At 66.3% G+C, this 14,089-nt stretch carries 12 protein-coding genes; 7 read left to right on the top strand and 5 right to left on the bottom strand.

From position 1 onward, the window contains the following. The first annotated feature begins 96 nt into the window (after window positions 1-96). The 5 genes from ACSQ9A_RS37210 to ACSQ9A_RS37190 all read left to right on the top strand — a co-directional run bounded on the left by ACSQ9A_RS37210 (window position 97) and on the right by ACSQ9A_RS37190 (window position 4,599). Window positions 97-750: a BON domain-containing protein gene (locus tag ACSQ9A_RS37210; protein ID WP_436307703.1), complete on the top strand. Its 654-nt coding sequence runs from the start codon at window positions 97-99 to the stop codon at window positions 748-750. A gap of 2 nt (window positions 751-752) precedes the next feature. Then, window positions 753-1,472, top strand: coding sequence for an acetoacetyl-CoA reductase (gene phbB / locus ACSQ9A_RS37205; RefSeq protein WP_436307702.1), 720 nt, complete (start codon window positions 753-755; stop codon window positions 1,470-1,472). A gap of 55 nt (window positions 1,473-1,527) precedes the next feature. After that, window positions 1,528-2,559 carry an alcohol dehydrogenase AdhP gene (gene adhP / locus ACSQ9A_RS37200; RefSeq protein ID WP_436296830.1) on the top strand — a complete coding sequence of 344 codons (1,032 nt, stop codon included), beginning with the start codon at window positions 1,528-1,530 and terminating at the stop codon, window positions 2,557-2,559. Between the two features lie 5 nt (window positions 2,560-2,564). Then, entirely contained in the window at window positions 2,565-3,554 is a 990-nt protein-coding gene (locus ACSQ9A_RS37195; protein ID WP_436307701.1) for a zinc-dependent alcohol dehydrogenase family protein, read from the top strand. 211 nt (window positions 3,555-3,765) lie between these two features. Continuing rightward, the gene (locus ACSQ9A_RS37190) at window positions 3,766-4,599 is read left to right on the top strand and encodes a universal stress protein (protein ID WP_436307700.1); all 834 of its coding nucleotides are present in this window, start codon (window positions 3,766-3,768) and stop codon (window positions 4,597-4,599) included. Between the two features lie 176 nt (window positions 4,600-4,775). Here the strand turns inward: ACSQ9A_RS37190 and ACSQ9A_RS37185 are convergent, their stop codons facing one another. The 5 genes from ACSQ9A_RS37185 to ACSQ9A_RS37165 form a co-directional block, all read right to left on the bottom strand. Further along, the gene (locus tag ACSQ9A_RS37185; protein WP_436307699.1) at window positions 4,776-5,990 is read right to left on the bottom strand and encodes an efflux RND transporter periplasmic adaptor subunit; all 1,215 of its coding nucleotides are present in this window, start codon (window positions 5,988-5,990) and stop codon (window positions 4,776-4,778) included. A gap of 7 nt (window positions 5,991-5,997) precedes the next feature. Next, on the bottom strand, window positions 5,998-8,388 hold the full coding sequence (locus ACSQ9A_RS37180) for an ABC transporter permease (protein WP_436307698.1): 2,391 nt from the start codon (window positions 8,386-8,388) through the stop codon (window positions 5,998-6,000). A 7-nt stretch (window positions 8,389-8,395) separates the two neighbouring features. Then, window positions 8,396-9,115, bottom strand: coding sequence for an ABC transporter ATP-binding protein (locus ACSQ9A_RS37175; protein WP_436307697.1), 720 nt, complete (start codon window positions 9,113-9,115; stop codon window positions 8,396-8,398). 165 nt (window positions 9,116-9,280) lie between these two features. Continuing rightward, entirely contained in the window at window positions 9,281-9,946 is a 666-nt protein-coding gene (locus tag ACSQ9A_RS37170) for a DUF6064 family protein (RefSeq protein WP_436307696.1), read from the bottom strand. Window positions 9,947-10,398: 452 nt separating this feature from the next. After that, a complete protein-coding gene (locus tag ACSQ9A_RS37165; protein ID WP_436295884.1) occupies window positions 10,399-10,608 on the bottom strand; it encodes a hypothetical protein in 210 nt (69 codons plus the stop codon). Between the two features lie 212 nt (window positions 10,609-10,820). On the opposite strand from ACSQ9A_RS37165, the gene ACSQ9A_RS37160 reads away from it, so the two are divergent. After that, the gene (locus tag ACSQ9A_RS37160; protein WP_436307695.1) at window positions 10,821-11,060 is read left to right on the top strand and encodes a hypothetical protein; all 240 of its coding nucleotides are present in this window, start codon (window positions 10,821-10,823) and stop codon (window positions 11,058-11,060) included. 206 nt (window positions 11,061-11,266) lie between these two features. Next, window positions 11,267-13,888: an ATP-dependent chaperone ClpB gene (clpB, locus tag ACSQ9A_RS37155; RefSeq protein WP_436307694.1), complete on the top strand. Its 2,622-nt coding sequence runs from the start codon at window positions 11,267-11,269 to the stop codon at window positions 13,886-13,888. Window positions 13,889-14,089: the final 201 nt, after the last annotated feature.

Raw genomic sequence — 14,089 nt, 5'->3', positions numbered from 1 at the left:
ACCCCCAAGCGGTTCCTAAAGTGATGTCACAGGCATTGCGAGCCTGAGTCCAGGGCGCCACGCGGCTGCCCTCCATCCACCAACGAAAGGAAGCTCATGAGATCCGATGCACAACTCAGAAGCGATATCGTCGCCGAACTGACCTGGGACCCGGCGATCACCGCCACCGACGTCGGCGTGATCGTCAAGGACGGCGTGGTCACATTGACAGGCCATCCCTCCAGCCATGCTGAGAAGTACGCCATCGAGCGCGCTGCGCAGCGCGTCAAGGGCGTGAAGGCGTTGGCGATCGAAATGCCGGTCAAGCTCGCCTCCGACTACGAGCGCACCGACGCCGACATCGCCATGGCGGTGGAGCGCGCCATCGAGTGGAACGTGCTTGTGCCTGACGACAAGATCCACCCGATGGTGGAACAGGGCTGGGTCACGCTCAATGGTGAGGTCGAGTGGGAATACCAGCGCAGGGCCGCGGAAGGTGCCGTGCGCAGCCTGCTGGGCGTCACCGGCGTCACGAACCGGGTCGTCGTGAAGCCGAAGTTCACGCCGGCCGACGTCGAAAAGAAGATCCGCGAAGCTTTGGAGCGCCAGGCCGATCGCGAGGCCGAGCAGATCAAGATCGAGGTCAACGGTGCCCACGTCACGCTCAGCGGCAAGGTCCACTCCTGGGCCGAACGCAAGGCCGCCCAGGGAGCCGCATGGTCGGCGCCGGGCGTCGCCAACGTGATCAACAACCTGCTCGTTGAAGCCTGAGGATGCGCGTCGCACTGGTCACCGGCGGCACCGCTGGCATCGGAGCCGCCGTGGCCGAAGCCCTTTTGGCCGCCGGCTACCGCGTCGCCTCCAACTACGGCACCAACACGCAGGCGGCGGAGGCGTTCACCGCACGAACCGGCATTCCCGCATTCGCGTGGAATGTGGCCGACCCGGCGGCTTGCAAGGCGGGCGTGGCCCGCGTGGAGGCAGCCCTGGGACCAATCGAGGTGCTGATCAACAATGCTGGCATCACGCGCGACGCGATGCTGCACAAGATGGCGTTCGAGCAGTGGCGCGAGGTGCTCGATGTCAATCTTGGCGGGTGCTTCAACATGTGCCGGGCGGTGATCGAGGGCATGCGGGAACGCCGCTTCGGCCGTATCGTCAACATGAGCTCGGTCAACGGGCTGTCGGGCCAGGCGGGGCAGACCAACTATGCCGCGACCAAGGCGGGCCTCGTCGGCTTCACGAAGTCGCTCGCGCTCGAGGGCGCGTCCCGCAACATCACGGCCAATGTCGTCGCGCCGGGCTACACCGACACCGCCATGGTCGGTGCCGTGCCGCCCGACGCGCTGGCGCAAATCCTGAAGGCCGTCCCGATGGGGCGGCTGGCGACACCGGCGGAGATCGCGCGCGGCGTCGTCTTTCTCGCCGCCGACGAAGCCGGTTTCATCAGCGGCATCACGCTGTCGATCAACGGCGGCAAGTACATGCCCTGAGTGGCCGCATAGCGACCAAACAAACATCCCCCTTTTTCTGCTCCTGGAGCTTGCCATGCGAACGATGAAAGCCGCGGTTGTCCACGCGTTCGGACAACCCCTGAAGATCGAAGAAGTGCCCGTGCCCGAGGTGCCCCCGGGGCAGGTGCTGGTCAAGGTGGCCGCCTCCGGCGTCTGCCATACCGACCTGCATGCAGCCGAAGGCGACTGGCCGGTCAAACCCGCCCTGCCCTTCATCCCCGGCCACGAGGGCGTGGGCCACGTCGCGGCCGTCGGCGCGGGCGTGAAGCACGTCAAGGAAGGCGACCGCGTGGGCGTGCCGTGGCTGCATACCGCCTGCGGCCATTGCGAACACTGCATCACCGGCTGGGAGACGCTGTGCGATCACCAGCAGATGACAGGCTACACCGTCAACGGCGGCTACGCGGAATACGTGCTCGCCGACCCGGGCTACGTGGGCCACCTGCCGGCGAATGTCGGCTTCACCGAGATCGCGCCCGTGCTCTGCGCGGGCGTCACGGTCTACAAGGGACTCAAGGTCCTGGATTGCAAACCGGGCGACTGGGTGGCAATCTCCGGTGTCGGCGGCCTGGGTCACCTGGCGGTGCAGTACGCCAAGGCGATGGGCTTCCACGTCGCCGCCGTCGACATCGACGACGAGAAGCTGCAACTGGCCAAGGAGGTCGGGGCCGACATGCTGATCAATGCTGCGAAACAGGATCCCGCGCAGGAGATGCAGAAAGCCTTGCGCGGCGCGCACGGCGTGCTGGTGACCGCCGTCTCGCGCAGCGCCTTCGCCCAGGCGCTGGGCATGCTGCACAAGCGCGGCACCATGTCGATGGTAGGGCTGCCGCCGGGCGATTTCGCGCTGCCGATCTTCGACATGGTGCTAAATGCCAAGACCGTGCGCGGCTCGATCGTCGGCACCCGCAAGGACCTGCAGGAGGCGCTGGAATTCGCCGGCGAAGGCAAGGTGCGCACGGTGTGCAGCGAAGACCGGCTTGACAATATCAACCACGTGTTCGATCGCATGCGCCAAGGCCAGATCGAGGGCCGAGTCGTCATGCGTTTGACGGACGAGGTCTAGCTGCGATGCAGGCGATGGCGCTCTGGGCTGCGGGCCAGCCGCTGCGGATGGAACAGCGCCCGCTGCCGGAGCCGGCCGCCGGCGAGCTTCGCCTGCGCGTGCTGGCCTGCGCGGTCTGCCGCACCGACCTGCACGTGGTCGATGGCGACCTGCCACTGCCGGTGATGCCGATCGTGCCAGGCCATGAAATCGTCGGCGAGGTGGAAGCGCTCGGTGCGGGCGTCCACGCGCACCGCATCGGCGACCGCGTCGGCGTGCCCTGGCTGGGCCACAGCTGCGGCCACTGCGCTTTCTGCGCCAGCGGCAGCGAAAACCTGTGCGATGCGCCGCGCTTCACGGGCTACCACCGTGACGGCGGCTTTGCGAGCCATGTGATCGCCGAGGCCGATTTCTGCCTGCCGCTCGACACGTTGACGCAGGAGCCGGCCCGGATCGCACCTCTCATGTGCGCCGGCCTCATCGGCTGGCGCAGCCTGAAAGCGGCCGGTGAAGGCGCACGGCGCTTGGGCCTCTACGGGTTCGGCGCGGCCGCGCACCTGATCACGCAGGTCGCCGTCGGCCAGGGCCGGCAGGTCCATGCCTTCACCCGGCCGGGTGATGCCGCAGGCCAGGCCTTTGCGCGCTCGTTAGGAGCCACCTGGGCCGGGGGTTCGGACGAAATGCCCGCCGTCCCGCTGGACGCCGCGATCATCTTTGCGCCGGCGGGCGAGCTCGTGCCGATCGCGCTTAGCGCGGTGCGCAAAGGCGGCCGCGTCGTCTGCGCTGGCATCCACATGAGCGACATTCCCGCCTTTGCCTACCGATTGCTCTGGGAAGAACGGCAGCTCGTCTCCGTGGCCAATCTCACGCGCCTCGACGCCCGCGAATTCCTGGATCAGGTGCAAGCGCAGCCGCCGCAGATCCACATCACGACCTATGGCCTGGCACAGGCCAACGAAGCGCTCGCCGACCTGCGCGCCGGCCGACTTCAGGGCGCCGCGGTGTTGTTGCCCTGAGCGCGGACAGACCTCTGACGATGCATGCTGCAGGCGATGAGCGTTACACGGCCGACACCGGTCGTTCACTCATCGTTGCCCATCCGTTCGGTGGAATCACAGGACGTTCTCAAACAAGGCCTAAGCTGAAATCAAAGGGATCGCTCAGCAACGGTCAAGGAAGCGGTGAAGTCAATGTCACAGGCAATCGAAATTGAACAGGTGAAATGCCATGAACGCTCTGCGATCAATCCTCGTGCATCTTGACGGCACGGCGCGCGCCGAGGTCCGGCTACGCGTTGCGCACCAACTCGCCGGCGCCCATCGGGCCGAGCTGAACGCGCTCTTCGCAGTTGCGCCGCGCCACCTGCCGCAGCTTCCGCTGGCTGGCGGCGTGCCTTCGATGCCGATGCCAGCCGAGATCAATCCGGATCATCTCGCCCATGCCATGGCGCTGTTCGAGCGGACCCGCGACGCCGGTGCGCCCGCCATCAACTGGCAAGCATTGAACGGCGAGCCCGTGATCGAGAGCTTCGTGGAGCGCGCGTTGCTCTGCGACCTGCTGGTGCTGGGCCAACGCGCTCCGACGGATGCAACCGGCCACGATGTACCCGGCGACTTCATCGAGTCGGTGCTCATCGACAGCGGCAGGCCGGCGCTCATCGTGCCCTATGCGGGCGAAGCGAGCGCCACGCCGCAAACCGTGCTGATCGCGTGGAAGCCTACGCGCGAATCCGCCCATGCGCTCACCGCAGCCTTGCCCTTCCTGCAGCAGGCGAAGCGTGTGCATGCGGTCTGCGCCGCCGATGCCAGCGGTGACACGCGGCAGGCGCTGCCACGGCTTGCACGCTACCTTCGCGTGCACGGTGTGGAGTCGATGCGCGAACACAGCGCGCTGGCCGCCGGTGATGCGGGCGACAGATTGCTGTCCCTCGCGGCGGACGTTGGCGCCGAGATGATCGTGATGGGCTGCTATGGGCACACCCGCGCGCGCGAATTCGTGCTTGGTGGCGTGTCCCGTACGGTGCTGGAGACGATGACCGTACCGGTGTTGATGGCGCACTGACGAAACCTGCCGCGTCAAATCTTGATGGAGCGCAAGCCGGAAACTGGAGCGGCTCCTGGACTGAACCCCGGAGCCGACCACGAGGTCCGCGGCTCGCGCTCGCTGTCGAACCGCGACTTCACACGGATGCCTTGGGTGCTCTCGACGCCGACCTGCCACTCGAAGGGTGTTTGGAGTCACGACGCTGCCGTCGCCGGCACGTTGCGTGCCCTCGCCCGAGCACCATCGCGCAGCGCCGCCGCAGGATAGACGACCACCTCCGCGCCTTCCGCGATGCCGCTGCGTACCCAGGCCTGGCTGCCGTTTCGCCCGCCCAACTCCACCGGCGTCAGCCGTGCACGCCCGCGTTCGAGTACAAACACCGCCACGCCGCCGTCGGCATGCGGGAACACTGCACTTACCGGCACGCGCAGTGCCGACGCCTGGGCTTGGGTGACGATGCGCACGCCGACGCGGTAGCCGTCACCCAGCGCTTGCCATGAAGCCGCCGGGCTCGTGAGTTCGATCAGGACGTTGACGCGCTGCTCCTCGACACCGAGCGCGGATACCTTGGTGAAGGCAGCCGGCTCGACGAGCCGCACGCGGCCCTCCAAGGTGTCGAGACCACCCCAGCGCTCGATGCGCACCAGCGCGCCAGGCATCGCCTGCAGCGCATCCGTGGTCAGCAACTCGGCCACGATCTCGAGCTGTGCGGTATCGCCGATCTCCAGCAACGGCGCGCCCAATGCCACCGTGGCTTCGCTGCCTTGCGCCACGCGCAGCACACGCCCGGCCACGGGTGCGCGCACGAGAAAGCCAGTCGCAGCCCCTGCCGGGGTACGAACGGCCAGCAAGGCAGCGCGGGCGACCTCCGCCTCGTGTTCGGCAATATGGCGGGCCTCGAACGCGGTGTCGACATCCTTTTGCGCGGCCTGCAGGGCCAACCTATCGGCGTCGAGCTTGGCAGGCGAGATGAAGTTTTGCCGCGCCAACTGTTCGTTGCGTCGAAGTTCGACACGCGCCTGCTCGAGCGCCACTCGGGTCCGCTCCAGGGCGGCTCCGGCACGCCGCACCGCGGCTTGCGCAGCCTCGGCCCGAGATGCCTGCTCGCGCTGAGTGCGCTCGTCCAGCAGCGGCGAGAACACGGGCGTCAGTGTCGCCACGATCGCGCCGGCCTCAATCGCGTCGCCTTCGCGCAGCGTGATGCGCGCCAGTCGACCGGCCAGCGGCGCCGTGACGACGTAGCGATCGCGCAGCCGTGTCTTGCCGTCTTCGGCGATGGCTTGTTCGTAGGGCCCGCTCGTCGCCCGCGCCACCTCGACAGCCAAAGGCCGTGGAATGAAGGCCCAAGCGAGCAGCGCCACCAGCGCCAGGCCAGCCGCTGCGGAGATCAGTTGCGTCTTGCGATTCATGTCTTGCTCATTCCCTGGTCTTCAGCGCCGACACCATGTCGAGCCGATCGATGCGACGTCGCACCACCAGCGCGCTCGCAGCAGCAGCAGCCAGCACTGCCAACGCCGCCAGCGCATAGGTACGCGGACGGATCACCACCGGAAAGAAGAACTGGTCGGACTTCAGCAGTCCGGTCACGCCGTGCACGAGGGCATAGCCTGCCAACATGCCCAGCGGCAGCGCAACGGCAATGCCGATTGCCATCTCGCCCAGCAGCAAACCGGACACTTCGGCGCGCGTGAAGCCCAGCACGCGCAAGCTGGCAAGTTCCCAGGCTCGCTCGGCCAACGCGATGCGCGCGTTGTTGTAGACCACGCCGACGGCGATGACGCAGGCGAACAGCGTGAGCACTGTGCTCATGATCAGAATGTTGCGCGCAGTCAGTTCCTGCATGTTGCGCAGCATGGCCGCCTTGCTGAAGGCACCGGCCGCGCGCGGAAGGCTTTGCGTGGCCTGCAGGAATCGCGTTTCGCTGCCGCGCTCGAGCGCCAACACGAAACCGGTGGCCACATCGCCCTCGCGCAGAGCGCGGTTCAACGCAGCGCGATTCATGTAGGCGTTCAGTCCCATCATCTCGCGCACCGTGCCGTCCACGGGCAACGTGAAACTCAGCATGCGGCCCTCCTGCACCTCCACCCGAACGCGATCGCCGACCCGAAGAGCCAGCTTGTCGGCCAGGCGGTCAGTGAGCAGCAGGCCATCGCCATGCGGCATCGCCTGCCGCCCGTCGACATCGATGATGCGAAACAGCTCGCTTCTCACCGGCTCGCCCCGGACCATGACGCGCTGGCGCAGGTGCCCGTTGACCAGGGTGACCGGCACGTCCCGCAACGATTCCAGCGCCAGCACGCCGGGCAAGCGCGCCAGTTGCAGCGCAACGCCGTTGTCGGCCGGTTCGGTCAACCACACCGAAACGTCGCTGCGCATGGACAGCACGAACGTGGTATCGACGACAACCTCGATGGCGTCGCGGAAGAAATTGCCCATCACCACGATGGCCACTGCCGCCGCGACCCCGCCGATCGACAGGCCGCTGCGCAGCGGACGCCGCTCCATGTTTCGCAGGATCATCCGCAGCGCCGGGCTCAGCCCGGCGACCCCCAGCCGCTCGGCAAGCGTGCGGCGGTAGCGCCCCGGCGCCGAGGGCCGCATCGCCTCGGCAGGAGAGAGCCGCACGATCGCGAGGATGGCTGACAGCGTGCCTGCGACCGCGGTGGTCAACGTGACGCCGCCGGCGAGCAGCACCAGGCCCGCATCAATCCTGTGCTCGAAGTGCGCGAAATGGAACAACTCGGCATAGAGGCCGACGAGCTGGGCACCGAGCCAGTCGCCCAGAGCGACGCCGAGCGTCAGTCCGACCGCGACGATGACCAGCACCAGCATTAGGTAGTGGGCAGCGATGGTCCCATTGGCATAGCCCAGCGCCTTCAGCGCAGCGACCTGCTCGCGCTGCGTGGCGACCAGTCGCGAAACGACCACGTTCAGCAGGAAGGCCGCCACACCGAGAAAGATCGACGGCAGCACCGTGCCGATGACGCGCTGCTCCTTGATTTCGTTCTCCAGCATCGCGTGCGAGGTCTGGTCCACCCTTGCACGGGGTGTCGCGCCACCATAGCGCGCCAGCGGCTGCGCGAGCGCGTCGATGACCTCGGCGTCGGAAACCCGCCGCGCCGCGGCAGGTGCCAGGCGCACCGCCAAGGTGTTGAAGGCGCCCTCCATGTCGTAGGCAGCGGCGAGCACCGCCTGATCGACCCAGAAGATTCCAAAGCCACGCTGATCCGGCATGCCCCAGAGGCCGGCGAAGACGAACTCGGGCGACAGGGCGATGCCCACGACCCGCAAGCGCCGATGACGACCGTTGATCAGCGCACCCACCGTGTCGCCGGGCTTGAGCCCGCGTGCAACGGCGAAGCCCTTGGAGACCAGGGCGTCGACCGTATCCCGGCTGGCACCGGTGCCGTCGGCCGCGTCGAACAGGCCGGCACCGGCCGCGACGCTCACCTGGTTCAATCGCGGCGGTTGCAGGCGGTCGACGCCGATCAGCTGCCCCAGCACGGGGTCGCTGCTGCCATCGAGCTGGATTCGGACCACCTGCTCGATCGTCGGTTGCACGTCGGCCACGCCGGGCAGGTTGCGCAACTGGTCGGCCAATGCGGCCGGTGCGCGCTTGACGGTGGCGAAGATGTCGGCGAAGCGCCCCTCGGCGTAGAAGGTGTCACGCGCCGCGGCCAGCGAATCCACCGCCGACAGGCTGGTCAGGAAGCCAGCGGCGCCGCTGGCCACGACCAGCGCGATGGTCAACGCCTGGCTCCACATCGCGCGCAGATCGCGAAGCAGCTTGCGGTCGAGCGCCTTCATGGGGCGGCTACCAGGACAGCTCTGCCGACGCCATGCGCCGCGCGTTGCGCTCGATCTTCTGGATGCGGCCATCGGCCAGATATGCCACGCGGTCAGCCATGCCCGCGATCGCCGCGTTGTGCGTGATCACCAGCACCGTGGTGCCGAGTTCCTGGTTGATCCGGGCGATCACGTCGAGCACCAGCTTGCCGGTGGCGTAGTCGAGCGCGCCGGTGGGTTCGTCGCACAGCAACACCTCGGGCCGCTTGACGATGGCGCGCGCGATTGCCACGCGCTGCTGCTCGCCGCCCGAGAGCTGCGAGGGAAAGTGATCGCGGCGCGCGGACAGTGCCACACGCGCCAGCGCGTCGTCGATCGGCATCGGGTTCGCGGCGATGTCCGTGACCAGCGCGACGTTCTCGTAGGCGGTCAGGCTGGGGATGAGGTTGTAGAACTGGAACACGAATCCGACATGGTCGCGCCGATAGCGGGTCAGCTGATCGTCGTTCGCCTCAACCAGGTCGTGGTCCAGGTAGTTCAGGCTGCCGGTGCTCGCGACCTCGAGCCCTCCAAGGATGTTGAGCAGTGTCGACTTGCCGCTTCCCGACGGCCCGAGCAGCACCATGAACTCGCCGGAGACGATATCCAGATCGACATCCCGCAGGGCCACAACGGCCACATCTCCAGCACGGTACGTCTTGCCCAGGCCGCGGGCGTGAAAAACAGTCAGCGGTGGATCTGCAGTCATGTCTCGATCCTGCACTGCAGTCGGCCGGCGCGATTTGACGCCGGTCAACCCTTGAACGTCACGTTGCAGGAGAACTGCGCGGCGAACTGTGCCCGCTCTCCAGTCCATGGCGCCCAGCGCATCGAGCCGGGCGACCAATGCACCACGCCCGATCTCATGAGCAACTTATATGGAACGTCGCGCGGCCCTCGGGCCCGGAGGGAGGTTGCGATTGCGCAGGACGACGAGCGGAACTGCAACGCCGCTGAAAAGCAAGAGCCAGTCTTGCGCTACGCCCAGCAGAATGGCGGCACTGCCGCCGACCAGTGACCAGAGGATGGGAATGACGAACAGCCAGCGCGAGACCGGTGTTGTCGTGAGCAACAGCAGGCCCAAAGTGAAGATCGTGACCGGGCAAGGGCTAATGCCGAACATCGGCATCTCGGGATAGCGATGGCCCATCCACATTCCAAGCAGCGGGTAGATGGCCGCGGCATAGACGACAAAGGCCCATCCCAGCCATGCGCCCGAACCACGCCCGACGCCAAAGGCCATGCGTCCTTTCCAGACTGCCGCGTAGAACAGCAACCCGCCCTGCACGACGAAAAGAACGCCGAAAAGCAGCGCCGCCTTGTTGATGCTCGAGAAGAATAGCCCGTGATATGCGATGCCGGTCCAGACCCACATCAGAGCCAAGGCCAAGCCAATGACGCGGCCGCCCGCGCGTGACGGCCGAACGACCAGAACGACCATGGCCCCACCGAGGACGTAGCTCAAAACCTGTACCGGCCAGACGGCTTCGTTGTACGCACCAAAGAGGGTGAAGAACTGATCGCGAGTGAACGGAAGCATGAGGCCGACGATGGAACAGGCGCTCGAAACAGCGTTTGATCCACATCAAAAATGCTGAGCAGACTGAGCGCGATCTCGAACTACCGGGCAAGGCGGCAAACGTCGGTGCAGTTGAACGACCACGCTCCGGTGACGAGGCCTTCGAGAGCAGCTTCCCGGACCAACATCGGTTTCCTCAGTAATGCCTATGGCTTCGTCCCGAGATCTTCCGCTTCCTTGAGGGAGGGCAAAGAACCGCTTCGGCCGCTGATGCGCGGGCTCCGACCGCGGGAACTGCGGTGCGGGGTCAGAGTCTTGGCTTGACGTAGCCCGCCGCATTCTCGACTTAGCCAGGCGCGCATTCGTCCGAGTGAAGATTGGCCCGCGTGTCATCCGTTGGGAAATCCGGTGCGATCGCTAGCCGGCTGCGTTCGCTCGATGTCGCCCCCGCGTTCATCTCCACCGCGTTGGCTCTAGTTGAGCCGGCATGGCCGCACGTCGGGTCTCTCGACTTCCAAGTCCCGGACTGCGCGCGCGTAGAGATAGTTGAGGCGCGCGCGTTCGCTGAGTGAATCCATGTCGACCTGGCCTAGCGCGTCGCAGGGAAACCTGTAGTCGCGGCCTCCAGCCGTCAGAGGACGAAAGCGGAGTTCGTAACCGGCGAATGCATGGGATGCGTTCATCACTGTCTCCTTGATGCGCATCCCGGACTCCGCGGAGGATTTGGAAGCAGAGGCGACTGCACGATTCCAATGTAGGCGCGCCGCGCCACTGGACCGTGAACGTGGTGCATCGATCTGAAACGCAGTGTGAACTTTCCGTAATCGCCATACGTCGAGGCGCGTCACTCGAGCGCGCCCCCAGGCTGGAAGGCCCGACCGAGGCCACGGCGATCGTGCTGGAACTCGACCAGGAACGCCGCGTCATGTCGAATGCGGCCTTCACGGCGGCAGGCCCCGCCGGCGAGATTTCGGCCGACGGCGCCTTCATTGAAAGCGGCCGACGTGCTCTGGTGCAGCCCGACGCGGGATCGATCGCTCACCTCTGGCGTACGGACCTGATCGTATGGAAGGAAGCGCGCGAGGCCGCAGGCGCGCTATCTGTCGGACTTGCTCGGCTGAAGGATGCATGTTGACAAGAGCTGCCGTCCTCTTCCGTCGCGTTCAGAAGGAAGACCCGTGGCCGATGAAGGCCACATTTGCGAGCTGGCGGAATTTCGGCAACAGCAGCTTCTGCCGTCGAGGTGGTCGCTGTGCCGGTTGATCTAGCTCAAGTTCGGCGAGCGGGCCACCGCACAGACTCCTTGGGGTTCTGGGTCGATCCAAGGAATCGGAGTCATTCATGCGCCAAGACAAACTCACAACCAAATTCCAGGAAGCCCTCGCCGACGCGCAATCGCTCGCTCTCGGCAACGACAACCCCTATATCGAACCGCTCCACCTGCTGGTGGCCATGCTGCGCCAGGACGACGGCCCGCGGGCCTTGCTCGAGCGCGCCGGCGCCAACGTGCCGGGCCTCTTGCAGGCCGCCGAAGCGGCGATCAAGAAGCTGCCGCAGGTGCAGGGCCATGACCAGGTTCAGGTCGGCCCCGAGCTGGGCAAGCTGCTGCAGGCGACCGAGAAGGAAGCCATCAAGCGCAACGACCAGTTCATCGCCGGGGAGCTCTTCCTGCTCGCGCTGGCCGACAGCAAGGCCGAGATCGGCAACCTGGCGCGCAGCCACGGCGTGACGCGCAAATCGGTCGAAGCCGCTATCGATGCTGTTCGGGGCGGGCAGGGCGTGAATAGCGCCGATGCCGAGGGCCAGCGCGAAGCGCTCAAGAAATACTGCCTGGACCTCACCGAGCGCGCTCGCCTCGGCAAGCTCGATCCGGTGATCGGCCGCGACGAGGAAATCCGCCGCGCCATCCAGGTGCTGCAACGCCGCACCAAGAACAACCCCGTGCTGATCGGCGAGCCCGGTGTCGGCAAGACCGCCATCGTCGAAGGCCTGGCGCAGCGCATCGTCGCCGGCGAGGTGCCCGAGTCGCTCAAGGGCAAGCGCGTGCTCTCGCTCGACATGGCGGCGCTGCTCGCCGGTGCCAAGTACCGCGGCGAATTCGAGGAGCGCCTGAAGACCGTGCTCAACGAGCTCGCGAAGGACGAGGGCCAGACCATCGTCTTCATCGACGAGTTGCACACCATGGTCGGCGCCGGCAAGGCCGAGGGCGCGATGGACGCCGGCAACATGCTCAAGCCCGCGCTCGCGCGCGGCGAGCTGCATTGCGTGGGCGCCACCACGCTCGACGAATACCGCAAGTACATCGAGAAGGATGCCGCGCTGGAGCGCCGCTTCCAGAAGATCCTGGTGGGCGAGCCCAGCGTGGAGGCGACGGTTGCGATCCTGCGCGGCCTGAAGGAAAAGTACGAGGTGCACCACGGCGTCGATATCACCGACCCGGCGATCGTCGCCGCGGCGGAGCTGTCCGACCGCTATGTCACCGATCGCTTCCTGCCCGACAAGGCCATCGACCTGATCGACGAGGCCGCGGCCAAGATCAAGATCGAGATGGACTCCAAGCCCGAGGTGATGGACCGGCTCGATCGCCGCCTGATCCAGCTGCAGATCGAGCGCGAAGCCGTGCGCCGCGAGAAGGACGAGGCCTCGCAGAAGCGCCTGGCGCTGATCGAGGGCGAGATCGAGCGCCTGCAGAAGGAAATCGCGGATCTCGACGAGATCTGGCAGGCCGAGAAGGCGCAGGCCCAGGGCAGCGCGCAGATCCGCGAAGAGATCGACAAGATCAAGTTCCAGATCGCCGAGTTCACCAGCAAGGGCGACTTCAACAAGGTCGCCGAGCTGCAGTACGGCAAGCTGCCGGGCCTGGAGAAACGCCTGAAGGAAGCGCAGGACACCGAGGCCAACAAGGGCAAGTCCAGCGCGCCCACGCTGCTGCGCACGCAGGTCGGCGCCGAGGAGATCGCCGAAGTCGTGGCGCGCGCCACCGGCATTCCGGTGGCCAAGCTCATGCAAGGCGAGCGCGACAAGCTGCTCATGATGGAAGAGAAGCTGCACGAGCGCGTGGTCGGCCAGGACGAGGCCATCGGCGCGGTCGCCAACGCGATTCGCCGCTCGCGCTCGGGCCTCGCGGACCCGAACCGCCCGACCGGCTCCTTCCTGTTCCTCGGCCCGACGGGCGTGGGCAAGACCGAGCTGTGCAAGGCGCTCGCGGGCTTCCTGTTCGACAGCGAAGACCACCTGATCCGCGTCGACATGAGCGAGTTCATGGAGAAGCATTCGGTCGCGCGCCTGATCGGCGCGCCGCCCGGCTACGTGGGCTACGAGGAGGGCGGCCACCTGACCGAAGCGGTGCGCCGCAAGCCTTACAGCGTGCTCCTGCTCGACGAGGTCGAGAAGGCGCATCCTGACGTCTTCAACATCCTGCTGCAGGTGCTTGACGACGGTCGCCTGACCGACGGCCAGGGCCGCACCGTGAACTTCAAGAACACGGTGATCGTGATGACCAGCAACATCGGCTCGCCGATCATCCAGGCCATGGTGGGCCGGCCGAACGAAGAGATCAAGGACGCGGTCTGGGACGAGCTGAAGAACTACTTCCGCCCCGAGTTCCTGAACCGCATCGACGAGACCGTGGTGTTCCATGCGCTCGACGCCAAGAATATCGAGGCGATCGCGGCCATCCAGCTCAAGGTGCTGCAGGAGCGCCTGGCCAAGATGGACCTCGGGCTCGAGGTGTCGCCGGCGGCGCTGGCGGAAATCGCCAAGGTTGGCTTCGACCCGGTGTTCGGCGCCCGGCCGCTCAAGCGCGCCATCCAGCAGCGCATCGAGAATCCGCTCTCGAAGCTGCTGCTCGACGGCAGCTTCGGGCCGAAGGACACGATCGTCGTCACCACCGACCCGATCCAGTCGCCGGGCAAGTTCATTTTCTCCAATGCCGAAGCAGAGCTAGCTATTGACGTTGCATGAGCGCGAATGCTCACTCGGCGCCCCGCTCATTTCGCCTGCACGATGAATGGGCTTCGACGTCTCACGCACTCGCGCAGCCGTGAGGCGCCCCATCGACGATAGCCATCCGCTGCGCGGCATCGAGGATTTCTTTGATCGAGCGCAAATCGAAACAGCGGGAGATTCCTAGACTGAATCGCGTCTGTTGATGCGCGTGTGTAC

The organism is Variovorax sp. LjRoot290, assembly GCF_964253985.1.
GTDB lineage: Bacteria > Pseudomonadota > Gammaproteobacteria > Burkholderiales > Burkholderiaceae_C > Variovorax.
The sequence above is the reverse complement of the archived record's forward strand: the minus strand, read 5'-3'. Positions and strand labels throughout refer to the sequence as shown.

Excerpts from the sequence above, each read along its gene's own strand:
- phbB (WP_436307702.1), top strand. The coding sequence starts at position 753 with ATGCGCGTCGCACTGGTCACCGGCGGCACCGCTGGCATCGGAGCCGCC.
- ACSQ9A_RS37165 (WP_436295884.1), bottom strand. The coding sequence starts at position 10,608 with ATGAACGCATCCCATGCATTCGCCGGTTACGAACTCCGCTTTCGTCCT.
- ACSQ9A_RS37170 (WP_436307696.1), bottom strand. The coding sequence starts at position 9,946 with ATGCTTCCGTTCACTCGCGATCAGTTCTTCACCCTCTTTGGTGCGTAC.
- ACSQ9A_RS37190 (WP_436307700.1), top strand. The coding sequence starts at position 3,766 with ATGAACGCTCTGCGATCAATCCTCGTGCATCTTGACGGCACGGCGCGC.
- ACSQ9A_RS37175 (WP_436307697.1), bottom strand. The coding sequence starts at position 9,115 with ATGACTGCAGATCCACCGCTGACTGTTTTTCACGCCCGCGGCCTGGGC.
- clpB (WP_436307694.1), top strand. The coding sequence starts at position 11,267 with ATGCGCCAAGACAAACTCACAACCAAATTCCAGGAAGCCCTCGCCGAC.
- ACSQ9A_RS37210 (WP_436307703.1), top strand. The coding sequence starts at position 97 with ATGAGATCCGATGCACAACTCAGAAGCGATATCGTCGCCGAACTGACC.
- ACSQ9A_RS37185 (WP_436307699.1), bottom strand. The coding sequence starts at position 5,990 with ATGAATCGCAAGACGCAACTGATCTCCGCAGCGGCTGGCCTGGCGCTG.
- ACSQ9A_RS37195 (WP_436307701.1), top strand. The coding sequence starts at position 2,565 with ATGCAGGCGATGGCGCTCTGGGCTGCGGGCCAGCCGCTGCGGATGGAA.
- ACSQ9A_RS37180 (WP_436307698.1), bottom strand. The coding sequence starts at position 8,388 with ATGAAGGCGCTCGACCGCAAGCTGCTTCGCGATCTGCGCGCGATGTGG.
- adhP (WP_436296830.1), top strand. The coding sequence starts at position 1,528 with ATGCGAACGATGAAAGCCGCGGTTGTCCACGCGTTCGGACAACCCCTG.